This is a genomic window from Pseudomonas sp. CFSAN084952 (assembly GCF_009648855.1).
GTDB lineage: Bacteria > Pseudomonadota > Gammaproteobacteria > Pseudomonadales > Pseudomonadaceae > Aquipseudomonas > Aquipseudomonas paracarnis.
The window spans coordinates 2761319-2786570 of the sequence record NZ_CP045767.1; the positions used below are offsets into that span (position 1 = coordinate 2761319).

20 protein-coding genes and 1 pseudogene are annotated in these 25252 nt (G+C 59.2%); 13 read left to right on the forward strand and 8 right to left on the reverse strand.

The annotated features are described in order from the left end of the window. Window positions 1–8: 8 nt before the first annotated feature. The gene (locus GH769_RS12315) at window positions 9–1595 is read right to left on the reverse strand and encodes a RimK family alpha-L-glutamate ligase (RefSeq protein WP_020301113.1); all 1587 of its coding nucleotides are present in this window, start codon (window positions 1593–1595) and stop codon (window positions 9–11) included. A 94-nt stretch (window positions 1596–1689) separates the two neighbouring features. Here GH769_RS12315 and GH769_RS12320 point away from each other — a divergent pair. Continuing rightward, window positions 1690–2133 (forward strand): annotated as a pseudogene (locus tag GH769_RS12320) (GNAT family N-acetyltransferase); the annotation flags it as partial. A gap of 47 nt (window positions 2134–2180) precedes the next feature. On the opposite strand, the gene sfnG reads toward GH769_RS12320, so the two are convergent. Both sfnG and GH769_RS12330 read right to left on the reverse strand, forming a co-directional pair. Next, a complete protein-coding gene (gene sfnG / locus GH769_RS12325) occupies window positions 2181–3305 on the reverse strand; it encodes a dimethylsulfone monooxygenase SfnG (RefSeq protein ID WP_153649770.1) in 1125 nt (374 codons plus the stop codon). 380 nt (window positions 3306–3685) lie between these two features. Beyond that, window positions 3686–4471 (reverse strand): sulfite exporter TauE/SafE family protein, encoded by a 786-nt coding sequence (locus GH769_RS12330; RefSeq protein WP_014718709.1) that lies wholly within the window; start codon window positions 4469–4471, stop codon window positions 3686–3688. 192 nt (window positions 4472–4663) lie between these two features. On the opposite strand from GH769_RS12330, the gene GH769_RS12335 reads away from it, so the two are divergent. The 3 genes from GH769_RS12335 to GH769_RS12345 all read left to right on the forward strand — a co-directional run bounded on the left by GH769_RS12335 (window position 4664) and on the right by GH769_RS12345 (window position 6473). Further along, complete coding sequence (locus tag GH769_RS12335) at window positions 4664–5185, forward strand: DUF3455 domain-containing protein (protein ID WP_032901634.1); 522 nt, start codon at window positions 4664–4666, stop codon at window positions 5183–5185. A gap of 86 nt (window positions 5186–5271) precedes the next feature. Next, a complete protein-coding gene (locus GH769_RS12340) occupies window positions 5272–5802 on the forward strand; it encodes a sigma-70 family RNA polymerase sigma factor (protein WP_014718711.1) in 531 nt (176 codons plus the stop codon). Next, window positions 5799–6473: an anti-sigma factor domain-containing protein gene (locus tag GH769_RS12345; RefSeq protein WP_014718712.1), complete on the forward strand. Its 675-nt coding sequence runs from the start codon at window positions 5799–5801 to the stop codon at window positions 6471–6473. The genes GH769_RS12340 and GH769_RS12345 overlap by 4 nt, the downstream gene beginning before the upstream one ends. On the opposite strand, the gene GH769_RS12350 is transcribed toward GH769_RS12345, so the two are convergent. Together GH769_RS12350 and GH769_RS12355 are read right to left on the reverse strand one after the other, a co-directional pair. Beyond that, window positions 6474–7775, reverse strand: coding sequence for an ATP-binding protein (locus GH769_RS12350; RefSeq protein WP_019816856.1), 1302 nt, complete (start codon window positions 7773–7775; stop codon window positions 6474–6476). 3 nt (window positions 7776–7778) lie between these two features. Next, window positions 7779–8480, reverse strand: a complete 702-nt coding sequence (locus GH769_RS12355; protein WP_003190934.1) for a response regulator transcription factor — start codon at window positions 8478–8480, stop codon at window positions 7779–7781. A gap of 171 nt (window positions 8481–8651) precedes the next feature. On the opposite strand from GH769_RS12355, the gene GH769_RS12360 reads away from it, so the two are divergent. The 6 genes from GH769_RS12360 to GH769_RS12385 all read left to right on the forward strand — a co-directional run bounded on the left by GH769_RS12360 (window position 8652) and on the right by GH769_RS12385 (window position 15983). Beyond that, window positions 8652–9794 carry an efflux RND transporter periplasmic adaptor subunit gene (locus GH769_RS12360; protein WP_032901636.1) on the forward strand — a complete coding sequence of 381 codons (1143 nt, stop codon included), beginning with the start codon at window positions 8652–8654 and terminating at the stop codon, window positions 9792–9794. 6 nt (window positions 9795–9800) lie between these two features. After that, on the forward strand, window positions 9801–12899 hold the full coding sequence (locus GH769_RS12365; RefSeq protein WP_153649771.1) for an efflux RND transporter permease subunit: 3099 nt from the start codon (window positions 9801–9803) through the stop codon (window positions 12897–12899). Between the two features lie 121 nt (window positions 12900–13020). Next, on the forward strand, window positions 13021–13662 hold the full coding sequence (locus tag GH769_RS12370; RefSeq protein WP_032901639.1) for a DUF1345 domain-containing protein: 642 nt from the start codon (window positions 13021–13023) through the stop codon (window positions 13660–13662). Between the two features lie 72 nt (window positions 13663–13734). Next, window positions 13735–14574 carry an AraC family transcriptional regulator gene (locus tag GH769_RS12375; RefSeq protein ID WP_032901641.1) on the forward strand — a complete coding sequence of 280 codons (840 nt, stop codon included), beginning with the start codon at window positions 13735–13737 and terminating at the stop codon, window positions 14572–14574. 54 nt (window positions 14575–14628) lie between these two features. Beyond that, the gene (locus GH769_RS12380; protein ID WP_020301107.1) at window positions 14629–15228 is read left to right on the forward strand and encodes a LysE family translocator; all 600 of its coding nucleotides are present in this window, start codon (window positions 14629–14631) and stop codon (window positions 15226–15228) included. 281 nt (window positions 15229–15509) lie between these two features. Beyond that, on the forward strand, window positions 15510–15983 hold the full coding sequence (locus tag GH769_RS12385) for a hypothetical protein (protein ID WP_032901643.1): 474 nt from the start codon (window positions 15510–15512) through the stop codon (window positions 15981–15983). A gap of 56 nt (window positions 15984–16039) precedes the next feature. Here the strand turns inward: GH769_RS12385 and GH769_RS12390 are convergent, their stop codons facing one another. From GH769_RS12390 to GH769_RS12400, 3 genes are all read right to left on the reverse strand, one after another. Then, entirely contained in the window at window positions 16040–18307 is a 2268-nt protein-coding gene (locus GH769_RS12390) for an autotransporter outer membrane beta-barrel domain-containing protein (RefSeq protein ID WP_032901644.1), read from the reverse strand. A gap of 317 nt (window positions 18308–18624) precedes the next feature. Beyond that, window positions 18625–20616, reverse strand: coding sequence for a hypothetical protein (locus GH769_RS12395; RefSeq protein ID WP_032901645.1), 1992 nt, complete (start codon window positions 20614–20616; stop codon window positions 18625–18627). Window positions 20617–20840: 224 nt separating this feature from the next. Next, window positions 20841–22106, reverse strand: a complete 1266-nt coding sequence (locus tag GH769_RS12400; protein WP_153649772.1) for a hypothetical protein — start codon at window positions 22104–22106, stop codon at window positions 20841–20843. Window positions 22107–22353: 247 nt separating this feature from the next. Between GH769_RS12400 and GH769_RS12405 the strand changes: the two genes are divergently transcribed. The 3 genes from GH769_RS12405 to GH769_RS12415 all read left to right on the forward strand — a co-directional run bounded on the left by GH769_RS12405 (window position 22354) and on the right by GH769_RS12415 (window position 25216). Beyond that, window positions 22354–23415: a LacI family DNA-binding transcriptional regulator gene (locus tag GH769_RS12405; protein ID WP_032901647.1), complete on the forward strand. Its 1062-nt coding sequence runs from the start codon at window positions 22354–22356 to the stop codon at window positions 23413–23415. An 84-nt stretch (window positions 23416–23499) separates the two neighbouring features. Beyond that, entirely contained in the window at window positions 23500–24282 is a 783-nt protein-coding gene (locus tag GH769_RS12410; protein WP_032901648.1) for a sugar phosphate isomerase/epimerase, read from the forward strand. Beyond that, complete coding sequence (locus GH769_RS12415; RefSeq protein WP_014718724.1) at window positions 24275–25216, forward strand: sugar kinase; 942 nt, start codon at window positions 24275–24277, stop codon at window positions 25214–25216. Before GH769_RS12410 ends, GH769_RS12415 begins: the two co-directional genes overlap by 8 nt. Window positions 25217–25252: the final 36 nt, after the last annotated feature.

The window sequence follows — 25252 nt, forward strand, 5'->3', positions numbered from 1 at the left end:
AGCACGCTCTACCACACCTGACCCCGGCGCTTGAGCTCCAGGCGCCGCACGAACTCCTCCAGCACCAGGCCATACAGGTCGTCCTGCAAGTAGGCATCTTCGATCCCAGCATCCAGGTTGGGGTTGTCGTTGACCTCGATCACCACAACCCTGTCGCCGGACTGTTTGAGGTCCACGCCATAAAGCCCATCACCGATCAGGTTGGCGGTTTTCACCGCCAGCTCCACCACCGCCTTGGGTGCCTCATGGACTGCCAGAGTGCGGCATTCGCCATTGATAGCCTGACCGATGGCCTTGTGGTTGTAGATCTGCCAATGGCCCTTGGACATGAAGTACTGGCAGGCAAAAATCGGCTTGCGATTGAGCACGCCGATGCGCCAGTCGTAGTCGGTGTAGAGGAATTCCTGGGCCAACAACAGCACCGAGTGCTCGAACAACTCAGCCGTGGCCTTGAGCAACGCCGCCTGGCTTTCCACCTTGATCACCCCACGGGAGAAACAGCCGTCGGGGATCTTCAACACCAGCGGGAAGCCCAGGCGTTCGCCGATGCGTTCAAAGTCTTGCGGTCGTTCCTTGTAGAGAATCTCGGTGGCCGGCATGCCCAATTGGCGGCTGTTGAGCAGATCGGTGAGGTATACCTTGTTGGTACAGCGCAGGATCGATGCCGGGTCGTCCATCACCACCAATCCTTCGCTTTCGGCTTTCTTGGCAAAGCGATAGGTATGGTTGTCGAGGCTGGTGGTTTCGCGGATCAACAAGGCGTCATATTCGGCCACACGGTCGTAATCCTTGCGTTCGATCAAGTCCACATCAATGCCCAGGCTCTTGCCGACCCGCACGAAATTTTCCAGTGCGCGTGGATTGGAGGGCGGTAATTGTTCGTGAGGATCGTGCAGGATCGCCAAGTCATAACGGGCCAGACGACGCAAGCGTGGCTGACGCCAGATCTTGCGGCTGAAGTTATCGAGGGCGTGGGCGAATTGATCTTCCTGATCGTCGCGCAACTTGTGCAATACACCACACTTGACCCCGCCGATATGCCAGCCGTTATGGTGACGAAACTCAACTAACAAGATCGGACTGGGAAAGGTTTCAAACAACTGCCGAGCCAATTCCTGCAAGAGCTCTATATCCGTTCGACCGAAATAAAGTGTCAGAGTAAAGCCTTCGGTACTGCGATAGAGTTGATGGTTCAGGGCTTTTTCCAGGGTTTTATCCAAGTCATCCAGGGCCAACCCATACAGGGCTTTTTTGGTCAGCTCGCTGATGGTGCGTACCGAGGGAATCACCTTGTGCCCGCGTGCCTCGGCCAGCAAGGAGCAATAGTACCCGTGCCCCAGGTACTTGTAGCTGCGGCACAGGTTGATCACCTGGACACGCTTGCCCGTGTCGCTATCCCGCGTGTGCTCCAAGTACTCCTGGGCGGTGACGATGTGTTCACAGGGAAAGTAAGAGGCCCAATCTTCCTTGCGTTCGACAATAATGACAACGTGGCTCGAACTTTGAGCCGCAGCAGAAAAATAACCGTTGGATGTTATTGTCGCCGCAACGGTTTGCTCGGATACTTGACGCCAATGACTTTGTACCGCCGACATAATAATTGATCCGTTTTAGAGAACTTGACCTTTTCTATTAAGCACGATCATTTAGAGAAGTCCCGTTTCATTACGCAACTTTTACGGCGGTCTTATGGCTCTTTTCTTTCGCGTTGCAACCCTTGACGATATGTCCGACTTGGTGGCGTTGGAGCAGCAATGTTTCAGCAGCGACCGGCTGTCACCGCGCAGTGTGCGCTGGATGATAAGCCGGGCCAACGGCCAATTGTGGGTGGCACAACAGCACGGCCAACTGCTTGGCTACGCGCTGGTGCTATTTCGGCGCGGCACCCGGTTTGCGCGCTTGTATTCCCTGGCCATTGCCGAACACGCCCGCGGCCTTGGCCTGGGCAAACAGTTGCTGGCGCATATCGAAACCCGCGCGCTGGAGAAAGGTTGCGCGTACCTGCGCCTGGAAGTGCGCACCGACAACCCCGGCGCCCTCGCCCTGTATGAGCGCAACGGCTATCGACGCTTTGCCGTAGTCGACGATTACTACCAAGACCACAGTGACGCCCTGCGCCTGGAAAAAACCCTGCCCCCTGTGGGAGCGAGCTTGCTCGCGAAGAATGCCCAGGCACAGCGTTAAACCAGGCTACCCACTTTCTCGTTGAGATTATTTACGCGCAAGCCCACGCCGACATCAGCCTTGGCTTCCAACTCACGCACCAGCGGCAATACACGTTGGCCGAAATACTGCACTTCTTCCTGGAAGTGCAGAAAGCCTGCCAGCACCAAGTCCACACCCACGGCCTTGAGTGCCACGATGCGCTCGGCGATCTGCTGCGGCGTGCCGATCAGGTTGGTCTTGAAGCCATCGTTGTATTGCACCAGGTCCTCAAAGCTGGACTTGGCCCAGTTCCCCTCGCCCTCCGGCGACGCCTTGCCCGCTTGCCTGGCTGCGTCACCAAAGGCGTTGACCGCCTCCGGGTCGGCTTGGTCGATGATCTGCGCCAGCACCGCCCGAGCCTCCTCTTCCGTGTCGCGGGCGATCACAAAGGCGTTCACGCCCACCTTCACCGAATGGTGGTTGGCAGCGGCCTTGGCACGAATATCATCGACCTGGGCCTTGACGCCTTCAGGCGTGTTGCCATTGGTGAAATACCAATCCGACACCCGCGCCGCCATGTCCCGAGCCGCCCGCGAACTGCCGCCCTGGAAGATCTCCGGCTGGCCCAGGGGCTTGGGCTTGAGGGTGTATTGGTTGAAACGATAGAAATCGCCCTTGAAGGTGAAATCGTCCTGGGTCCAGATGCCTTTGAGGGCGCGGATAAACTCTTCGGAACGCCGATAGCGCTCATCATGCTCCAACCAATGCTCGCCAATGGCCTGGAACTCGCCCTTGAACCAACCACTGACGATATTCACCGCGATACGGCCATTGGTCAGTTGGTCGATGGTCGCCAATTGCTTGGCCGCCAACGCCGGTTGCCACGGCCCGGGCAGGATCGCCGCGATGACCTTGAGGGTGGTAGTCGCCGCGAGTAACGCATGGCTGAACGCCACGGACTCATGCTGGTTCTCGGCACCGTAACCTGCGGTGAAGCGAATCTGGGTCAAGCCATACTCAAAACCCGCCGCCTCCGCCAGTTGCGCCAGCTTGCGGTTGTACTCGATGCCCCAGTGGGTGCGTTGTTCAATCTTGCTGACGACCAACCCACCGCTGACGTTGGGGACCCAATAGGCAAATTTCACGGCTTGCTGACTCATCGGACGGTACCTCGCACAGGGGATGTACCAGTGCTTAGGCAGCAAGCGTGCCAGGGGCAGGCAAATGCCCGTAGCCTGGGGGTTGCGGAAAAAAAGGGGGATTGAAGCGATGGCTTGCCAGTGTCTGGGATCGCAGCAGTTTGTGGATCTGCTGTTGCTGGAGCAACAGTTGCGACCAGCACCAAGCGTACCCACGATGCGAAGCGAGTAGCTCTTGATCTTGATCTGCTTTTGATCTTGATCTTAGGCGCCCCGTTAAACCACGCTGGCCGGAATCGACAGGGATGGATATGTACTCGGTATAACGGTGTCGACTGTGAGGCCGCCTTCGCAGGCAAGCCAGCTCCCACATTTGGAACGTGGGGTGTCAGGCCACGTGCTCAGAACGCCAACTTGTACCCCACCGCCATCAACATCACCGCCAGGCACGGCCGCAGTACCCCGTCGGGAATCCTGCCGGTCATATGGCTGCCCATGTAGATCCCCGGCAGCGACCCCATCAGCAAAAAGCCCAGCAGATGCCAGTCCATGTTCCCCATGCTGGCATGGCCCAGGCCCGCCACCAATGTCAGGGGCACGGCATGGGCGATCTCGGTGCCAACCAGGCGCCGCGTGGCCAGGAACGGGTACAGGATAAACAGCGCCACCGTGCCCAGAGCGCCGGCGCCGATCGAGGTCAGGGCCACCATGGTGCCAAGGATCGCACCTGTCACAACAGTGAGCGCATTCAGATTGCGCGGGCGCAGATGGTAGGAATCGCCAGCATGACGCTGGGCAAACGCCAACAGGCTTTTCTTGAACAGGATCGCCAGGGCCGTCAGCAGCAATACCACGCCAAGGGCCTGCTTGATCACCGCGTTCATCGCACTGGGGTCGGTGTGCAAGCTGGCCAGGAACCATAACGTCAGCAACACTGCCGGCACGCTGCCCAGGGTGAGCCAGCCAGTGATGGTCCAGTCGATGTTCTTGTTCTTGCTGTGCACCAGCACGCCACCGGACTTGGTAATGGCAGCGTACAGCAGGTCGGTGCCCACCGCGGTGGCCGGGTTGATGCCAAACCACAGCAGGATCGGGGTCATCAGCGAACCGCCGCCCACCCCCGTCATGCCCACGATAAACCCCACGATCAAGCCGGCAACCACGAAACCAATATTACCTACATCCATTCCAGCTACCCGCGGCCTTATAAATTTCTGGCCGCAGGATAGCGATTTTTCTTATAACCACTTATACCGATGCGATCTGAGTTTATGCCTTTTTGGAAACTCCAATTTTTTTGCACAAAACTGCATCCAATGGTCGGGCCTGGGCCGTAGTCATCAACGTAACCCTGTTGTTCTACCCAATGGAGAAACACCATGAACGCTAAAACACTGCTGTGCCTGTCCAGCTTGCTCCTCGCCGCACCGTCGGCGTTTGCCCAGGCGGGCCTGCCGGACAGCATCAAGGTGCCCGATGGCCACAAGGTAGCGATGCACACCACCGGGATCGGCGAAATCACCTATGAATGCCGCGACAAGGCCAACGCTGCCGGCCAGACCGAGTGGACCTTCGTCGGCCCTAAAGCAGTGTTGAACGACCGTAATGGTCAGCAGGTCGGCACCTACTTCGGCCCACCTGCCACGTGGCAGGCCAAGGACGGCTCGACCATCACCGGCACGCAATTGGCCGTGGCGCCGTCGAGCCCCGGTAACCTGCCCTATCAACTGGTCAAGGCCAACCCGGCCGAGGGCAAAGGTGCGATGAGTGGCGTGGCGTATATCCAGCGGGTTGCGCTCAAAGGCGGAGTCGCTCCCGCTACGCCATGCACCACGGCGAACAAAGGCGCCAAGGAAATGGTGAAATACCAGGCGGACTACCTCTTCTGGGCCGCCAACTGAGCAAACTCAGCTACGCTGGCCAGGTAGGCGCGAACAACCTCGCGCCTACCACGCGTAGACGTCTCCTCAGTGGCAGGAATTCTGGTTTGGCTGAACTCATCTTTGATTATCAAGTGTGCCTGTTAGCCTGCGCCCGCGGCGATCATCGCGCCCTGCACCAGCTCTATGAGCAGGACAGCAGCCGCTTGCTCGGTGTGGCGCTGCGCATTACCCGCAACAAGGCACTGGCCGAGGACATCGTGCATGACGCCTTTATCAAGATCTGGCACGGCGCACACAGTTTCGACCCCCTGCGAGGCTCCGCACGGGGTTGGGTGTTCAGCGTGACTCGCCACCTGGCCCTGGACGTGGTACGCAGCGCCGGGCGTGACGTGCCATTGGACGATCAGTACGAGCCGCTGGCAGAGCCGGCCCAGTCCATCGAGTTTGCCGCACGCTCCGGGCAGATCCACCAGTGCCTGGAACGGCTCGACCCGACGCGTCGCACCTGCATTCTGCACGCGTATGTGGACGGTTACTCCCACAGCGAAATCGCGCAAAAACTCAGTACCCCGCTGGGCACGGTCAAAGCCTGGATCAAACGCAGCCTCGCCGCCTTGCGCGAGTGCATGGCATGAACGACAGCCTGGATGAACTGGCCAGTGAATACGTGCTGGGGACCCTGCCCGCCGAACAGCGCGCTGAGGTACAACAACGCCTGGCCCATGATGCGGCACTGCGCGCAGCGGTGGATGCCTGGGAGCAGCGTCTGTTGCCTCTGGTGGCGCTGGCGCAACCGGTGCCGCCTTCGGCACAGCTGTGGCGGCGCATTGAACGCCGCATCAAAATCGCCGAAACGGGCGTGGCGTGGTGGAACCTGCTGGCGTTCTGGCGCGGGCTTTCTGCCGTCGGCCTGATGGCAAGCGTGGTGCTGGCGGCTTTATTACTGACGCGCCCGCCCATGACCGCACCCAGCTTCGTGGTGGTGCTGATGGCGCCACAAAGCCAGGCACCGGGCTGGGTGGTGCAGGCCAGTGATAATCGGCAGATCCAGTTGATCCCATTGGGGGTGATGGAGATTCCCGCAGACAAAGCCCTGGAGTTCTGGACCAAGGCCGATGGCTGGCAGGGTCCCGTATCCCTGGGCCTGGTCAAGCCTGGGCAGACCTTGTCGGTGCCCCTGGACAAGCTACCGCCGCTGGCACCGAACCAGTTGTTTGAACTGACGCTGGAAGGGCCCAATGGCTCGCCCACCGGCAAACCCACCGGGCCGATTCACGGGATCGGCCGAGCAGTCAAAGTACTTTGATCACGAAAGGTTAGGCAGCCACACACGAAACCGCGCCCCACCCAGGGGCGACGCCAAGGCCGTCAAGGTGCCGCCCTGGGCCTCCAGGGCGCGCCGGCTGATCGCCAGGCCCAGGCCAAAGCCGCCGGTTGCGCGGTCGCGGCTGCGGTCGAGGCGGTAGAACGGCTCGAAGATGCGCTCGCGCTGGTCAGCCGGTATGCCGATGCCATCGTCGTCCACCCAGATTTCACAGCCTTTGGGGCATACGCGCACGCCCACCTGGATGCGCTTGTCGCAGTAGCGCGTCGCATTGCGCAGCAGGTTCTGCAAGGCTCGGGCAGTCAGACGCGGGTCGAGGCTGAAGCGCTCAACGGCACAATCAAGCGCCACATCGATGACGATCTCGGGGTTTTCCAACTCATCGTCGACGCTGCCCAACACGCTGTCGATAAACTCGTCGAGCGCTACCTCTACCCGCTCGGGCAATTGCGCCGGGTTTTGCAGGCGGCTGTAAGACAGCAATTCCAGCACCAATTCATCCAACTCCCGAATATGCGCCACCAGGCTTTGCAGACGCTCGCGGCTGGCCAGGGGCAAGTCTTCGGAAAGCGCCAGGGCCAGCCCGAAATCCAGGCGGGTAAGCGGCGTGCGCAGTTCATGGGAGACAGCATTGAGCAAGTCGCGCTGCTGGTTCAAGAGATGCTCGATATCGTCGGCCATGGTGTCGAACACCGCCGCCAGGCCGCCGATGCTGGAGCTGGGTGCAAGCCCCGTACGGGCCTCCAAGTGGCCCTTACCCAATAGCGCGGCGGTACTTTTCAGACGTTCCAGGTCACGCCAGTGCGGACGCAGCCACACCAGCAGGCACGCCAACAAGGCGGCGCCGACCAGCACGTTCATCGACCAGTACAGCAGGTTCATGTCCAACGGGTCTGGCGGTACGGTCAGCTTGACCGCGAACTGCTGGTTGATCGGCGAACTGATTTCCTCCATCCAGCCCCACTCGCCCAGGCGGATCACCGGTTTGCCTTGCTCCAGTAACTGTTCTTCCTCAGGGGTGTAGCGGGCGTCCTGGCGCAGCAACAGTTGCACTTTCAACGGTGCAAAATCGCGGCTCAACTGGTCGGTCACCTGGGACCAGCGCTCCACCGGTGCGCGCTGGTACTGCTTGACCATGAGTTTTTGCAGGCCGCGGGACTGTTCGATGTTGTAGTTCATGTAGCGGTGTTCGAACAGCTGGATCACCAGCTTGGGAATCAGGTAAATCGCCGCACTGTAGGTGACGATGGTGATCAGGTAGAGGCGCAGCAGTACGCGAAACATGGTTCAGCATTCCCACTCGGAACGGCTGAACAGATACCCCTTGCCCCACACCGTCTTGATCTTGCGCGCCTCGCCCGCATGGTCGTCGAACTTGCGCCGCAGCTTGGAGATGGCCACGTCCACCGAACGGTCGGTACCGTTGAACTCGATACCGCGCAGGCGTTGCAGGATCTGATCGCGGCTGAGCACTTCGCCGGCATGCCGGGCCAGCACCACCAACAGGTTGTATTCTCCACTGGACAGCTCCACCGCCTGTTCGCGCCAGGTCACGGTGCGCTCGGACAAGTCGATGCACAGGTTGCCCATGACGATCTGGTCGCTGGCCACCTGGGGTTCGGACAGGCTGCTGCGCCGCAGCAATGTGCGCACCCGGGCCAGCAATACGCGCGGCTCGCAGGGTTTGGTCACGTAGTCGTCGGCGCCCATCTCAAGGCCCAGAACCTGGTCGTGGCTGTCATCGCGGGCGGTCAGCATCAGGATCGGCAGGCCCGCAGAATCGGCGCGCAGCAAGCGGCACACCTGCAGGCCGTCGAGACCCGGCAGCATCAGGTCGAGGATCACAAGGTCCGGCGGGTTGAGGCGTGCACGTTCGCGTACATGATCGCCACGGCTGAGCACGCTGACGTGGTAGCCATTGCGTTCCAGGTAGCTGGCAATCAGCTCGGAGAGTGCGGCGTCGTCTTCCACCAGGAGGATGTTGGGCATGGTGTTTCCAAATAATGCTGTTTGTTGGTGTGTTGCAGGATTGTGCAAGGATATACGCCCCCGACGCCACGTGCGCCGTACCTTACACTTCTTCACAGACCCGCTACACAGCTTCACAGCACCACGGCGCAGGTGCCTCTAGGATGCGCCAGTCAATATTGGGATAAGAGCATGTCGAAGAATCTATTTGCGCCGTTTTGCCTGTTGGCCCTCACACTGGCGCTGAGCGCGTGTGGTCAGTCGGCAGACGAGGCGCCACAAATGCCCCTGGCCAAAGTGCGGATCGAAACCCTGCAGGCCAAGCCCCTCTCTATTACCAGCGAACTGAGCGGGCGCATCGCCGCACCGCGTATCGCCGAAGTACGCGCCCGGGTCGCCGGGGTGGTCATGCAGCGGGTGTTTAACGAAGGCCACGACGTCAAGCAAGGCGACGTATTGTTCCGTATTGACCCGGCGCCGTTCAAGGCCGACCTGGACAGTGCCCTGGCCAACCTGAGCAAGGCCGAGGCCAATGCGTTCCAGGCGCGCCTGCAAGAGCAGCGCTACAGCCAATTGGTCGAAGGCAACGCCATCAGCGGCCAGGAGTACGACAACGCCCGCGCCGCCCTGCGCCAGACCAACGCCGAAGTGGCCGCCAACAAGGCCGCCGTCGAGCGTGCCCGGCTGAACCTGGGCTATGCCACCGTGACCGCACCGATTTCCGGGCGCATTGGTCGCGCCCTGGTGACCCAAGGCGCGCTGGTCGGCCAGAACGAAGCCACGCCGCTGGCGATTATCCAGCAACTGGACCCGATCCACGCCGACCTCACTCAGTCCACCCGTGAGCTGAACGACCTGCGCCGCGCCTTTCGTGCCGGCAGCTTGAAGCAGGTCGGCCAGGACCAGGCCAAGGCCACCTTGATCCAGGACGACGGTAGCCTTTACCCGTTGCCGGGTAAATTGCTCTTCGCCGACATCAGCGTCGATCCGGGCACCGGGCAGATCATCCTGCGCAGCGAGTTCCCCAACCCGGACCTCGACCTGTTGCCCGGCAGCTTTGTGCGGGTGCGCGTGGAACAGGCCGTCGACAAGCAAGGCCTCAGTGTGCCGCAACGCGCCATCACCCGTGACAGCGCCGGTATCCCGATGGTGTTGCTGCTGGACGCCGAGCAGACCGTCAGCCAGCAGCCGGTGGAGTTGGGTGCAGTGGTCGACAATCGCTGGATCGTCACCAGTGGCCTCAAACCCGGCGACCGCATCATCGTCGAGGGCGTGCAACACGCACGCCCCGGTGAAAAAGTTGAAGTGGACGACAGCCCGCTCGTAAAGGAATAACCCGTCATGCCGCAGTTCTTTATTGACCGCCCGATCTTCGCCTGGGTGGTGGCCCTGTTTATCCTGCTGGCGGGCTTCCTGGCGATCCCGCAATTGCCGGTGGCGCAGTACCCCAACGTCGCGCCACCCAAGGTGGAAATCTACGCGGTGTACCCCGGCGCCTCGGCCCAGACCCTGGATGAGAGCGTGGTCAGCCTGATCGAGCAAGAGCTCAACGGCGCCGATCACCTGCTGTATTTCGAATCCCAGAGCAGCCTGGGCTCGGCGACCATTACCGCCACGTTCCAGCCGGGCACCGACCCGGAAATGGCCCAGGTGGATGTGCAGAACCGCCTCAAGGTGGTCGAGCCGCGCCTGCCCCAGGCCGTGACTCAGCAAGGCTTGCAAGTGGAAAAAGTCTCCGCTGGCTTCCTGCTGCTGGTCACATTGACCTCCAATGACGGCAAGCTCGATGACGTCGCGCTCAGTGATTACCTGGCGCGCAACGTGATGAACGAGCTCAAGCGCCTGGACGGCGTCGGCAAGGCCCAGTTGTATGGCGCCGAACGCGCGATGCGTATCTGGATCGACCCGCAGAAGCTGATCGGTTTCAACCTCACGCCGGCCGACGTCAACGCCGCGATCAGCGCCCAGAACGCCCAGGTCTCAGCGGGCAGCATCGGTGACTTGCCGGGCACCCACACCCAGGAGATCACCGCGGCGGTGCTGGTCAAGGGGCAACTGTCCACCCCGGCCGAATTCGCTGACATCGTGCTCAAGGCCAACCCAGACGGCTCCACCGTGCGCATCGGCGATGTGGCACGGGTGGAAGTCGGCAGCCAGGAATACCAGTTCTCCACGCGTCTGAACGGCAAGCCGTCTACCGCCGTCAGCGTGCAACTGTCGCCCGGGGCTAATGCCTTGAGCACCGCAACGCTGGTGCGGGCGAAAATGGACGAGTTGTCACGCTACTTCCCTGCCAATGTGGAATACAAGATTCCCTACGACACCTCGCCCTTTGTCAAAGTCTCGATCACCAAGGTGGTCTACACCTTGCTGGAGGCGATGGCGCTGGTGTTCGCGGTGATGTTTCTGTTCCTGCAGAACGTGCGCTACACCTTGATTCCCACGCTGGTAGTGCCAATTGCGCTGATGGGCACCTTCGCCACCATGTTGCTGCTGGGCTTCTCGATCAACGTATTGACGATGTTCGGCATGGTGCTGGCCATCGGTATCCTGGTGGACGATGCCATCGTGGTGGTGGAAAACGTCGAGCGCATCATGGCCACCGAAGGCCTGTCGCCCAAGGAAGCGACGAAGAAAGCCATGGGCCAAATCACCGGAGCCATCATCGGTATCACCCTGGTGCTGGTGGCGGTGTTTCTGCCGATGGCCTTCATGCCGGGTTCGGTGGGCGTGATCTACCAGCAGTTCTCGCTGTCGATGGCCACCTCGATTCTGTTCTCGGCGTTCCTGGCCCTGACCTTGACCCCGGCGCTGTGCGCCACGCTGCTCAAGCCGATTGCCAAGGGCGAACACCATGCCAAGGTTGGTTTCTTCGGCTGGTTCAACCAGCGCTTTGAGCACCTCACCAACCGTTATGAAGGTTGGGTGGCCTATGCCCTCAAGCGCAGCGGCCGCTATTTGCTGATCTACCTGGTCTTGCTGGTGGGCATGGGGCTGTTGTTCAGCCGTTTGCCCTCATCGTTCCTGCCGGTGGAAGACCAGGGCTACACCATCACCGATATCCAGTTGCCACCGGGCGCCAGCAAGAACCGTACGGTGCAGGTGGCCGAACAGATCGAGGCGCATAACGCCGGCGAGCCTGGGGTGGGTGATACCACCATGATCATGGGCTTCAGTTTCTCCGGTTCCGGGCAGAACGCGGCGCTGGCGTTTACCACGCTCAAGGATTGGTCAGAGCGTGGCAGTGATGACTCCGCTTCCTCGATTGCCGATCGCGCCAACATGGCCTTCAGCGAACTCAAGGACGCGATTGCCTACGCGGTTCTGCCGCCGCCGGTAGACGGCCTGGGCACTTCCAGCGGTTTTGAGTTCCGTTTGCAGGACCGTGGTGGCGTTGGCCATGCGGGGTTGATGGCTGCGCGTACTGAACTGCTGGACGCTGCAGCGAAAAGCCCGATCCTGGCCAACGTGCGTGAAAGCGCCCTGGCCGAAGCACCGCAAGTGCAGCTGGAAGTGGACCGCAAGCAGGCCAACGCCTTGGGCGTTTCGTTTGCCGACGTGGGCAACGTGCTGTCCTCCGCGATTGGTTCGGCGTATATCAACGACTTCCCCAACCAGGGCCGCATGCAGCGCGTGGTGGTACAGGCCGAAGGCGACCAGCGCAGCCAGGTGGCCGACCTGATGAAGATCCACGTGCGCAACAACGCTGGGAAAATGGTGCCGCTGTCAGCCTTTGTCGAAGCCAAGTGGACCCAGGGCCCAACGCAGTTGACCCGTTACAACGGCTACCCGGCCATCGCCATCAGCGGCGAAGCGGCGCCGGGGCACAGCACGGGCGAGGCCATGAACGAAATCCAGCGCCTGGTCAGCCAGTTGCCTGCCGGGCTGGGCCAGGAATGGACGGGCTTGTCGTTGCAGGAGCGCTTGTCCGGCTCCCAGGCACCGTTGCTGTTGGGCCTGTCGCTGCTGATCGTGTTCCTGTGCCTGGCCGCGCTGTATGAAAGCTGGTCGATCCCCACCTCGGTGTTGCTGGTGGTGCCGCTTGGGGTGCTGGGCGCGGTGTTAGCCGTGTCGCTACGCGGGATGCCTAACGATGTGTTCTTCAAGGTCGGCCTGATCACCATCATCGGCCTGTCGGCGAAGAACGCGATCCTGATCATCGAGTTCGCCCAGGACCTGTATGACCAGGGCGAGGACTTGATCGACGCCACCTTGAAGGCGGCGCGGTTGCGCCTGCGACCAATCATCATGACCTCGCTGGCGTTTATCCTCGGCGTGGTGCCATTGGCAATTGCCACCGGGGCCAGTTCGGCCAGCCAGCAGGCGATTGGTACCGGTGTGATTGGCGGGATGATCACAGCGACATTGGCGGTGGTGTTTGTGCCGGTGTTCTTCGTGGTGGTGATGAAGCTGGTGCGCAAGCGCCATAAAGCAAACTGATCAACGCCGCAGCCAAATGTGGGAGCTGGCTTGCCAACTCCCACAGGGTTATTGATTGCATTCATGATCAGGTACACCCGAATAAGCTATGGTGCTCACACATAGTTCTTTGTGAGCCACCATGCCCTTCCTCGCCCGCACCCACCCTCGCCTCTCATCCGCCGCCTTACTCGGCCTTGCCGTCGGCCTCCTGGTGCCGGCCGACACCCTCGCCAGTAAAATCCTGATCGGCTGGAACGCCGGGGTCTGGACCTACCTGATACTGATGCTATGGCTGACCATTCGCGCCAAGGCCGAGGACGTCAAGCGCATCGCCGAAATCGAAGACGAGAACGCCGGCCTGGTGCTGTTCATGGTATGTATCGCCGCCATCGCTAGCTTGGCGACCATTACGTTCGAACTGGTCGGCAGCAAGGACCTGGCCACCTCCGAGCGCCTGCTGCACTACGGTTTCACCGGGCTGACGGTGATCGGCTCCTGGCTATTGATCGGGGTGATTTTCAGCGTGCACTACGCCAGGCTCTATTACACCTGGCCAGGCAAGGAGCCCGCCTTGCGTTTTGCCGAAGGCTTGCTCACGCCCAACTACTGGGATTTCCTGTACTTTTCCTTCACCATCGGCGTAGCGGTACAAACCTCGGATGTGGGCGTCGCCACCCGTGGCCTGCGCAAGGTGGTGCTGGGGCAATCGTTGATCGGGTTTGTATTCAATACCGCGATCCTAGGTTTCTCGATCAACATCGCCGCCGGCTTGTTTGGCTAGACTGCACAAATCTTCTAGACGCCCTCCCCGTTGTCGGCGCCAATTGCACATTATATTCAGCCTCGGTGTTGTATGCGCGCGCACAATTGGATCGACCTGAAGCAGGACGCCGACACCGGCATCGAGACCCTGCGCGCGCATTTCGAGGGCCATGCCTACGACCCCCATTGGCATGACAGCTATCTGGTGGGCGTCACCGAACAAGGCGTACAGCAATTCAACTGCCGGCGCACGCGGCATGACAGCGTGCCGGGCCAGGTGTTTCTGCTGGAGCCTGGTGAGATCCACGATGGCCATGCGCCTACTGTCGATGGCTTCACTTACCGCATGCTCTACCTCGACCCACATTGGCTGGAACGGGAAATCTGCAGCGTATTCGAGGAAGCGCCCGCTCACCATCAGTTGAGCTTCGCCCGCACCCTGGCCAACGACCCACGCCTGGCCCAGGCCACCAGCCAGGCATTTCACAGCTTGCACCACGGCGAACTGCGGATCGTACGGCAAAGTGCTCTGGACCAATTGCTGGAACGCCTGACCGGCCAGCTCTACTGGCGCATGCGCTACCGCGACGATCCCCGTTTACCGCGGGTGGCCCACAAGGCACGGGACTACCTGCACGCCCACCTGCATCAGGATATAGGCATGGACGAGTTGGCCCTGGCGTGCGGTGTCGATCGCTTTCGCCTCAGCCGCGCCTTCAAGAGCGCCTTCGGCCTGGCGCCCCACGCTTACCTGGTGCAACTTCGGCTCACACGTGCCCGGCGTTTATTGGCCAAGGGCGAGCAGCCGGCAGCGGTGGCGATGGCCCTGGGCTTCGCCGATCAAAGCCATCTGGGCCGCTGGTTTGTGCGCGCCTACGGCCTGACACCCGCCGCCTACCGAAAGCGCTGCTCAAATCTTCCAGACAGTTAACCGCCAGGCTTGTGAAGATCGACTCCATCGATTGGTCCATCGGAGTCACCCACCATGCTGTCCACGTTCGTGCCGTTCATGCTGTTCGCCTTCGTCGCGTGCATTACCCCTGGCCCGACCAATATCCTGGTTCTGAGCAACAGTGCCCGTTACGGTTTCAAGGCGACACTGCCAATTATTCTGGGTGCCTGCGCGGGAGCGGCGGGGATTGTGCTGCTGGTGGGCTGCGGGGTGGGTCAGTCTCTGGTGCAACTGCCCAGGGTGCAAACCGTGATGCAGTGGGTCGGTGTGGCTTGGCTGAGTTACCTGGCGTGGCGGATTTTCAGCGCACCGCCGCATGTCATGGAGGAGCAAACAACCCATAAGCGACTTGGCCTGCTTGGAGCCGCGAGCTTGCAACTGATCAATCCCAAGTCCTGGATGATGGCACTTGCAGTAGTTAGCGTGTTTGTCGGCGACGGTACGGAGCAACAAAAACAAGTGCTGTACTTGTCTCTGATATTTTTCCTGATTTCACTGCCGTGTTTGAGTACTTGGGCATTGTTGGGTGTGGCATCAGGCCGGGCGCTGGCTTCTGCCCGAGTGATAGTAGGTTTCAATAGATGCATGGGAATAGTGCTGCTGGGATCGACCTGGCTTGGCGCCCTCACCTGAACCCGTTCTTTTCTCCGAGTACACTTAGTAAAAAAAGAACTAAAAATAGCGTTTTATACAACCCAAAAATCAATTGCATGACAGTCAGGCCCTTTGATTCGCGCCACGTTGGCGCACCTACTAGAGCGCGAAACAAACGGTGCTCATTCATGAATTGCGCGCTTCGTATACTGTCAGTTATGACAGTTTACAGCGCAGGTCTTCTGCGATCTCATAACTAAGCCATCGCTTGCGGAGCACCCGCTGCTTTCGCCTAACTGGTCACTCATGGAGACACAATCATGTCAGCACACAGTGCAACGTTAACACCCCACCAACAACGGGCCTTGTTTCCAAAATCGAACAGCGCTCAAGGAAGCTTTACAGTTTCCGTCGACTCGAACGCCATCATCATCCAGACGAAGGATATCGTGCACGACAGCACAAAGCATATTTATGGTATTACTGGCCGGAACGCTGAAGCAATTAGCGATACCGTGAGAGAAATTTATATACAGTTCGAGGACACCACTGCGGCCGGGACGGTTTTTCATCTGGAGGATAGTGAGTTCACTAACACCAGAGTCTGGTTCAGCGTCGATACAGGCATTAACAAATACGCCGTACGCGTCGTTACAGGCACCCTGGTCATTCAAGAGCTTTCGTCTCAAGGAATTCATATTTCACTTGCTTGCACTGGCAGCACCGAAAGAAACCCTTCAGGAAAATCACACGCTATGGTCATCAATGCAGATCTTCACACCGGAACATGGTGAACAAAACATCAAAAAAAGCCCGTATCCTGCGATACGGGCTTTTGACAATGCATTAGTTACCAAGTGTAGCGAACCCCCACATTCGCCCCCCAAGGTTGCTCAACTCGACCACCGCTGCTGTGCTCGAGGTCGGCATGCAGTTGCAGGTTCTGCGAGAGTTTTACCGCCATACCGGCGCCAAACTCAGCGCGAGAGCCGGACAAGTCGTTGTTGAATACATTGTTATTCACCGAGACTTTGTTGTTATTGGCAAACTCATGCACCATCGCCGCTCGCAGATAAGGTTGTACAACACTCCCTGTATCGAGCTGGATGTCACGCCCAACGGTTGCGCCAGCCTTGGCCATGATTGAGCGCGTACGTTCGCCCTTGGCTTCCAGGCCGTTATCCAGGTTGTAATTGGCGCCCTGGATCACCACGGTGGACATTTGTGCGTAAGGCTCGATAAAGAACCCGTCATCCAACTTGATGTTACGGCCGAACTCAGCAGATAAACCGCCACCGGTGTTGTTGTACTTGCCCTTGGACGAGGTACCGTCACTCAGGCCGACCTTGGACTCATTCTGGAACCGGTTGACCTTGGCCACCGCATCGAAATAAAGGCCACTTTCCTCGTCCAGCCAAGTCGCGTAAGCACCCAGATAGTAACTTTTCACGTTACCGGAGGTGCCGCGCTTGAGGTTCAGGTCAGAGGTGCTATGGCCGGCCATTACACCCACCAGCCACTGGCTGTCGGCCAAGGGTGTGTCTGCACCGAGCGTAAAGCCCCGCTGGTTCTGGCTGTAGCCAATCCCGGTGCTGTCGGACACTTCGTACTTGTTGCCATAACCGCGTATCCACACGCCAGCCTGTCCAGGCTCGAAACGCAGCTCGCCCATACGCGAACGCAGGGATGTCGCCTCGCCGTACCACACGGTCGGTGCGGTGTTGAACAGCGCCAATACCGAGCGGGTACCTGGGCTGATCACACGGTTGTTCGGGTCGAGGAACCAGTCGGTGCCTTCCTTTTTCAGGCCATAGGAATAAGCGCCGACATCAACTACATCACCCACCAGGGAGAAGTGTGCGTCACCGCCGCCAGTGTGTACGACGCGGATATCTTCCGGCTTGGTCGGCTCCGCACCACTGGCCGCGAGCAACAGCTTGTGATCGCCTTTGGCCTCGCCCTCGACGTTCAAGAAGTCCGTAACGCCACGAGCGAAATCGGTGCCCATGACGAAAGTGCCGTTGCCGTCAAGGCTGTCAACGTCCAACTGGTAGAACGCATCAGTCTCACCGAATTTCACCGTGCCGCCGGCCAGGCTCAGGGCGCCGACCTGGCTGTCGCCGGTCAACTCCCAATAAGACTGATCGCCTATGGCAAGGCTTGTGACATTCTGCATCTGACCCGTCAGCCCGGCACGATTTTGCAAGCTTAGATGCGCGGTGCTGCCGTCCTCGACAATAACGTCGCCACGCAAATCGCTGTTATCGACATTCATAGATGCCATGGCACCGCCGTTCACTTCCAGCAATGTGCCGTTACCGCCTGTCAGGGTCGAGCCGTTGCGCACGTCGATCTCAACGGTCGGAACCCTGCCTGGTCGCCCCTCGACGAGAATAGCGGAGCCTGTACGGCCTTCTACATGTGAGTTGTCCAGTACCAGCTTGCCAACCTCAGCGTTTTTCAACTGGTTGGTCACGACGACACCATTCTTGCCACCGATCAGTGTGCTTTGACTCGCAGTAACTAATGCGCCACTGTCCAATCGAACACCAAAACTGTCTGCACCGGTACCTTCCACCCAGGTGTTTTGCTTGAAATGCAGTTCGCTGTTGCCTTGGGCCGTGGCCCCCCCGGCAACGCCGACGATGTTGCTATTGAATACCTCGGCAATCCCTCCTTGAGGGGAGCCGACACTTTGAAATACTTGCAATCCGAAGTTGGTATGACTGATCAACGTGCTGTCGGTAATCGTCGCAGTGCTGTCATCCAGGCGCAGGGCTGCCCACGTTGGGTTCCGGGATTCCACATGGGCGCCAGTGAGGCTGACGGTTGAACCCTGGGTAGCGCGAATATCATCTACGCGGCTGCCTGGATTTATAATCAAAGCCGAATCATTGACGATGATACGTTGCGCTCTGGCACCGTTAAGCGTCAATTCGGCTTTCCAATCCAGCTGCCAATCATTGGCTGATTCACTCGAATCAATTGTCTTGCCTTCGCCGATTAAATGGCCAGCTTGAGCTGTGCCTGAAACAGCCACCAACATAAACAAGGTTATCGTTGGAACTTTCATCATCGCGCTCAAAGGCTTGAGCTCAAAGTTGGGCAATACGTGCATGGTTGATCACTCTCTGGGGTAGAGCCTTGGAAAACGGCTTGGCTCGTTCCCTCGGAATGGAGCCTTACCTGTACGGCGCAAAGAGTAAGGATCTCCCCCCCCAAACACTGTAGGATTTATCTTATATGGCGAGCAGAATCGGCATCGCTGAGACGCAGAAAACTAAAAAGCGCAATTAAGCGCTGCTGATTTTTCCTTACCTGATAGCAAAAAAAATCCGATGCCAATACAGGCATCGGATTGATTCTTGCGGCCCAAGGTCAAGCACGAGGGCTAACGCTTTGATTGAGTCACTTCACGTCCACTGCGGCTCAGTGTCAGGGGGTTGGCGGTACCGTGCCATCGCAGTAGGTGTGGGCATTCGACATGCCAACGCGCGTATCCGACGGTATTCCACGCCCGGTTACGCCATTACTCAAAACCGTAGAGTAAGTCGCGACGCAGTTGCCCGTTGGCGCCTGATCCAGATAACCCTTGTAGTCGATTTCGAATGTGATTCCGTTGTCTTTGTCGACCTGGGTAATGGCCGGATGTGTAAGCGTTAATGGAAACGGTCCTGGTGGCCGACCTGCGAGTGTATTGGTAAGGGTCAATTCCAACGTCAGCGGCACACCTAACGCCATCCTGGTATCTCCCGGTACGTAGACTTCACCATACAGAACAGGGGGTGGTCCTGGCGATCGGGTTTTCAGCGAGGCGCAGTTCCAACGATTCCCAGAGTTGCGGCCTACATACTCTGGCATCGCTAACATTGTCGTCACTGCATCCTGTACATCGACCTCAGTGGGCGGGGAAAGATTCTCATTGGTGGTGTCCGGGTCGATAACCAGATAGCTGATGGTCTTGAGGTCATTACCATGACGGGCAACCACGTCCCAGTCGATCTCGAAAGAAAAAGTATCACCACCTTCCTCCGTAGTGATAGGGAATGGCCCAACTCGCTCACCCTCCCACAGGAAGATGATCGACAACCCCGGATGAGGGGCCACTGCGACTGTCCATAACACAATATCCACGCGCACGGGTTGGTCGGCATGCTCTGGCAGTAAAACATCCGGCGTTGTCGAACCGGCCCCAAATACGTGGGCTTCATTAAGGTTGATATTAGGTGTGCCAGGCTCTCCTGGGTTGATTGCACCACCGACTGACAAATCGAGCCGGATGGTGGTGTCCAAGGAAGGAAACAACGTGCCGTTTCGCGAAATCCGGTACCGGACAGGCACCAATTGCGGCCCGACCGTAAGCTGTGTGTAGGCAGCCTTGAACTGTGCCTGCATTCCATCGAATACTTGCGGAAACGTATCGAAAACTGGGCCCAGGCCGCTCCAGGGCTGCGTACCTATTTGCACTTCGAGTCGATCAAGCAATGGAGCATGATGGTTATAGGTTCTGACCCATATTTCAGGATCCAGCAGATAATCAGCGATGTTGATCAAGTCATCTGTGCTGCCGCCCTCGGGTGCGGGGGCCAGTGGCAAAAATGGCGCCCGTTGTTCGGGGTCATCGATTAGCCTTACTTCACGTTCTTCGATGAATGAGGGGCGACTGACGTTACCCGCCCTGTCGGTAATCGTGTAAAAGGCCCGATACCTCCCACTCAGATCAATCAGAGCACGAGGCAGGAAAAAAGTATTACCGGTCTGCAGCATCGGGATCCCGCCGGGCGGGCTCACGATGTCCTGGTCGCGGGGAAACATCACCGTGCTCCAGTAAACGGTAATGAAGTCACCCGCCTCCCACTGACCCGGCGGCTGAACAAATGTGTTGTCCGGAACACCGAACTGTACCCCGCCGTTCATCGTCAAATAGGCATCGTCAATAACCGCACCGTCAGGAAGGTTGGCGGGGAATAAGAGGGCAGTGGGTTGATCACGAAAGCCGATATCAGCGTAGGGGGGAATGGTATCGACCGTAAATCGGCCAGGATCGGAAATATCCCCCGCCCCGCCTGGGAAGCCGCCAAAGTCTCGGTACTGAATGCTTCTGAGTTGATAAAAGCCGTGGCGAAACCCGCCAATCGGTGCAGGAATCGAAATGTCAAATTTGACAGGTATTGGAATAGGGGTCGCGCTCAACTGAATCGGCCCTGCTATACGACTCCAAACAGGTGGAAGTGCCTGAAGGTCCTGTAGCTCAACTTCGAACCAGTCATCGAAATCAGACAAATCACCTGTCGTACATTCAGCCGTGATGCCGACGGTCGCAAGATTGGCCGGGATCGTACCGGTTGCATTGTCCAGTGCCTCCGCAATCGTGACGGCTGCCGGGTTAGCTAAAGATGCCGAGGGCATTTTCGGATTGCTGCTCATTTGAAGTTCTCCACTATCGCTTGATATAGGTTCCTTACACACATATTTGTCCGCCAGGTTCACTTCAGCTGCCGGGCGAATGACCACGACCCGATTTCCGGCAACAGCTTTTCCTGCCGCCTGAGCTGCGGCACAACCAAAACACTCAGCACTTGCATTCAAACCCGTTCGCAGCGGCCAACGTTGTTAATGTCAGCGCTCACGCCCCCTGACGAAACCGCCCGTCAGGGTTCCGGGACATTGCCGTCAATCCAGCAATAACGGGGTGGCGGTGCGGAGGGAACGACGCGATCAAATCGCGCGAACATGGAAAAAGACCGGCCAATGATGACCCCGCCTCTGGACACCATGTAGCTGGCTTCCCCCCCCGCAGTGACTCGGAGTGGCCGAATCAAACGCTCGACATCTCTGATCCAGAACGAGTGGCCGCTGGCATCAGCGACGCCGTCCCAGACATGGGTCTGGATTTCAACGATATCGGGAAGCGGGTCTACATCAGGAGCCTGGCGATACCCCTGAAACCGCATCGTGACGAGATCCCCATCTTGAATAGCTGGAAACGGTGGCGAACCCTGATTGATGCGGATTTCAACGCCCACCCAGATCGGCGGTATACAGGCACACGTCATCCATTTGTTCGGATTGTTTATTGGGTCCGATTCCGTCTGTGGAAACAGCGGCCTGAGGAAAGTCGGGGCGGGAATGGCAACACTCAGGCCGGCTCGCGCCACCTCTGAAAATTGCGGATTGAGGTTACCGGCCCGATCTCTCAGACGGTAAAAGCAAAAGATAAACAAGGCGCCCGGGAAACTTCGAAAAATCGTATCGGGGACGTCGACGAATATTTGGCCCGTAGCACTGACCTGCGGTGGTGAAATGAAGCTGGGCGCCCCCGTAGGCAGAGCGTCCATTGCCGAGAAGTACAAAAGGATTTCGTCACCCTCCTCTCGCCCTCGATAATTACCCGGTATTTCCATCGGAACCAATGGGTTGAGGTCCAGATAATCAAGGGTAATCGGATCGACAGGGAAAATAGCGGACGCGAGTGTCCCACCGACACCTGGGGCGTCGCGATCGATTCGAAGCGCCGTGAGCTGCGAAGTATCAAAGCTTGGGTTAGACGGCGAATCGACATGTATGCGAAATGACAGGTCTACTCTTGCGCTGTTCAGCAGAAATGCCTGAGGAATCGACGCAGGATAGGGAAAGTCAGCAGCCGTAAGTGGACCATCCAATCTCAACGGCGGAAACACATCAACGGGTGCAGCGCTATGGTCATCCCATACAAATACGACGAAGTGGGTATCGCCGACACCCGGCAGAAACGACCAGGGCATGGGAAGCTCCACGTCCAGATCTCTGAAATAGTACTGCGCAGGCACCAGTCCATCGGCGAGGGCATGCACCACGGTAGGCCCGTCCAGAGCAAGAGTGCCGCCTGAACCAGAAACTGCGGTACTCCCTGGACTGTGCTTTTTTTGCCCACTCATGCTGCCACCCCTGGAATGACCGTTTAACTGTTTATGGCTTGTGCAGCGCCGTTCACTTGGGGCCAATTGAACACGCCATATATCGGTTTGGATACTGTCAGAATTAACAGGTAGGCTGACCACTCATCAGTTTTGCGGATGTGGCGCATGGTCATACCCCCTCAATAAAACTTGACGTAAGCAGCTCGCTGGTGTTTTCTGAAACCGGTTTCAATCCATTACCCATTCCAATAAGAAAGGCTTTACCGTGACTCCTTTTTCAGCCGCCCAGCGCAGCCGCGTGACCATGCTCGACGTCGCCGAGCGCGCTGGCGTGTCCAAGGCCAGCGTCTCGCGCTTTATCGGCGATGACCGCGCCCTGCTCTCCGATGCCATTGCCCTGCGCATCGAACAGGCCATCGACGAACTCGGTTATCGCCCCAACCAGATGGCCCGCGGCCTCAAACGTGGACGCACGCGCCTGATCGGTATGCTGGTGGCTGATATCCGCAACCCCTATTCCATCGCGGTGATGCACGGCGTCGAAACCGCCTGCCGCCAGCACGGTTACAGCCTGGTAGTGTGCAACACCGACCGCGATGACGAGCAGGAGCGCCAACATCTGGCCGCGTTGCGCTCGTACAACATCGAAGGGTTGATCGTGAATACCCTGGGCCATCACCTCGACCAACTGCTCGAACTGCAACGGGAAATGCCCCTGGTGCTGGTGGACCGCAAGGTCGAACCGCTGCACAGCGACCTGGTCGGCCTGGATAACCCGGCGGCGGTGCGCATGGCGGTGGAACACCTGGAGCAACAGGGTTACCGCGACGTGCTGCTGGTAAGCGAGACCACCGATGGCACCAGTTCACGTTTGGAGCGTCTGGAAAGTTTCAACACCGAAATTGCCAAGCGCCCGGCGTTGAAAGGTGCCGTGGTTGAACTGGACGGTGAACTGGAAAACCGTCTGCAAGCCTTTCTCGCCAAACCCGGCCCCAAGGCATTGTTTTGCGCCAACGGCGTGGCAGCACTGGCCTGCACCCGTGCACTCAAGGCCCTGGGTTGCGAGCTGTTCGGCGACGTGGGCTTGATCGCCCTGGATGACCTGGACTGGTACCCGCTGGTAGGTAGCGGCATCACCGCCCTCGCCCAACCGACGCAAGCAATTGGCGCCAGCGCCTTTGACTGTTTGCTCAAGCGCCTGCGCGGCGATACCGCCCCCACGCGCACCCTGGATTTTTTACCGGAGCTGATTATCCGTGGCTCGACACAATCCCCTGTGGGAGCGGGCTTGCTCGCGAACGCGATAGATCAGCCACTCTTGCGCTGACTGACACACCGCCTTCGCGAGCAAGCCCGCTCCCACATGTTGTTTTGCGCATAAAAATGAAACCGGTTTCAGAGGTAAACAACAATGCATAAATACCCCGTCTCCATCAGCCTTTCCAGCTACGGCGCCGACCTGGTTCGCCAGCAGGGCCAATTGAGTTTTGTCGCGCTGGTGAGCGCCGCTGGTGCCCAGCGCATTGAATGGCGCGAAGAATTGCTCACCACCGAGCAACCGGCCGAGCTGGCCCTGGCCGCTGCAGAACAAGGCCTGGAATCAGTATTTTCCTCGCCCTTGGAGCTGTGGGTCGCCGGCCGTGCCCAGCCCAATGCCGAGCTGGCCGCCACGCTGGACCGCGCCCAGGCCTTTGGCTCGGGCTGGCTGAAGGTCTCGCTCGGTTACTTCACCGACACAAACGACCTGGAAAGCCTGCACGCCCTGCTCAACCGCCACCCGGTCAAGCTGCTGGTGGAAAACGACCAGACCCTGCACGGTGGGCGCATTGAACCGATGCAACGGTTTTTCACTGAAGTCGAACGTCTCGGCCTGCCGGTGAAAATGACCTTCGACATCGGCAACTGGCAGTGGCAAGACCAATCCGCGCTCACCGCCGCGCGGTTGCTGGGTCGGCATGTGGATTACCTGCACTGCAAGGCCGTGGCCCGCCGCGCCGATGGCAGGCTCGTCGCCTTGCCGCCGGGCGCCACCGACGTGCATCTGTGGGAACAACTGCTCAAACACATGACTCAAGGTATTACCCGCGCGGTGGAATTTCCGTTGCAGGGCGATGACCTGATCGAGGTCACCGCACAAGAGGTCGCGACCCTGGCCCGCCTTGGCCAACCCCATGTGGAGAACGCCCATGTCTGAGATCGATATCCTCTCGTTTGGCGAAACCATGGCGATGTTTGTCGCCGAACAGACCGGCGACCTGGCCCAGGTCGGGCAGTTTCACAAACGCATTGCCGGCGCCGACAGCAACGTCGCCATCGGCCTGTCGCGCCTGGGGTTCAACGTGGCCTGGCTGAGCCGCGTGGGCAACGATTCCCTCGGACGTTTTGTGGTCGATACCCTGACCAAAGAGGGGCTCGATTGCCGCCATGTGGCCGTCGACCCGCTGCACCCTACCGGCTTTCAACTCAAATCCCGGGAAGAGGCCGGCGCAGATCCTCAAGTGGAGTACTTTCGCAGAGGCTCGGCGGCCAGCCACTTGTCCATCGAGGCCATCCACCCAACGCTGCTGCAAGCCCGCCATCTACACGCCACCGGCATTCCACCAGCACTGTCCGATGCCACTCGCGCACTGTCGTTCGAGCTGATGGCGCAAATGCGCAAGGCCGGGCGCAGTGTGTCGTTCGACCCGAACCTGCGCCCGTCCCTGTGGGCCAGCCAGGCGCAGATGATCCGCGAGATCAATGCGCTTGCCGCTTTGGCCGACTGGGTCCTGCCGGGCCTGGGCGAAGGTCGCCTGCTCACTGGTTTCGACGACCCGCAAGACATCGCCGCGTTCTATCTCGACCAGGGCGCCGAAGCCGTGGCGATCAAACTCGGCTCGGAGGGCGCCTATTACCGCACTCATATGGACCAGGGTTTTGTCGCCGCCGTACCGGTAGCCAAGGTGGTGGATACCGTGGGTGCCGGCGATGGCTTTGCCGTGGGCATGATCAGCGCCCTGCTGGAAAACTCAAGCTTCCCCGAGGCGGTCCAGCGCGCTAACTGGATCGGCAGCCGCGCTGTGCAGAGCCGTGGCGACATGGAGGGTTTGCCGACCCGCGCCGAATTACCCACTCGATCCGTTGCGTGACCCATTACCTGTTGCCACAACTACAACAAGCTCAGG

Coding starts and splice junctions, on each gene's coding strand:
- GH769_RS12385 (WP_032901643.1), top strand. CDS start 15,510: ATGTCAGCACACAGTGCAACGTTAACACCCCACCAACAACGGGCCTTG.
- GH769_RS12375 (WP_032901641.1), top strand. CDS start 13,735: ATGCGCGCGCACAATTGGATCGACCTGAAGCAGGACGCCGACACCGGC.
- GH769_RS12360 (WP_032901636.1), top strand. CDS start 8,652: ATGTCGAAGAATCTATTTGCGCCGTTTTGCCTGTTGGCCCTCACACTG.
- GH769_RS12410 (WP_032901648.1), top strand. CDS start 23,500: ATGCATAAATACCCCGTCTCCATCAGCCTTTCCAGCTACGGCGCCGAC.
- GH769_RS12395 (WP_032901645.1), bottom strand. CDS start 20,616: ATGAGCAGCAATCCGAAAATGCCCTCGGCATCTTTAGCTAACCCGGCA.
- GH769_RS12390 (WP_032901644.1), bottom strand. CDS start 18,307: ATGCACGTATTGCCCAACTTTGAGCTCAAGCCTTTGAGCGCGATGATG.
- GH769_RS12330 (WP_014718709.1), bottom strand. CDS start 4,471: ATGGATGTAGGTAATATTGGTTTCGTGGTTGCCGGCTTGATCGTGGGG.
- GH769_RS12315 (WP_020301113.1), bottom strand. CDS start 1,595: ATGTCGGCGGTACAAAGTCATTGGCGTCAAGTATCCGAGCAAACCGTT.
- GH769_RS12335 (WP_032901634.1), top strand. CDS start 4,664: ATGAACGCTAAAACACTGCTGTGCCTGTCCAGCTTGCTCCTCGCCGCA.
- GH769_RS12400 (WP_153649772.1), bottom strand. CDS start 22,106: ATGAGTGGGCAAAAAAAGCACAGTCCAGGGAGTACCGCAGTTTCTGGT.
- GH769_RS12355 (WP_003190934.1), bottom strand. CDS start 8,480: ATGCCCAACATCCTCCTGGTGGAAGACGACGCCGCACTCTCCGAGCTG.
- GH769_RS12370 (WP_032901639.1), top strand. CDS start 13,021: ATGCCCTTCCTCGCCCGCACCCACCCTCGCCTCTCATCCGCCGCCTTA.
- GH769_RS12380 (WP_020301107.1), top strand. CDS start 14,629: ATGCTGTCCACGTTCGTGCCGTTCATGCTGTTCGCCTTCGTCGCGTGC.
- GH769_RS12345 (WP_014718712.1), top strand. CDS start 5,799: ATGAACGACAGCCTGGATGAACTGGCCAGTGAATACGTGCTGGGGACC.
- GH769_RS12415 (WP_014718724.1), top strand. CDS start 24,275: ATGTCTGAGATCGATATCCTCTCGTTTGGCGAAACCATGGCGATGTTT.
- GH769_RS12350 (WP_019816856.1), bottom strand. CDS start 7,775: ATGTTTCGCGTACTGCTGCGCCTCTACCTGATCACCATCGTCACCTAC.
- sfnG (WP_153649770.1), bottom strand. CDS start 3,305: ATGAGTCAGCAAGCCGTGAAATTTGCCTATTGGGTCCCCAACGTCAGC.
- GH769_RS12365 (WP_153649771.1), top strand. CDS start 9,801: ATGCCGCAGTTCTTTATTGACCGCCCGATCTTCGCCTGGGTGGTGGCC.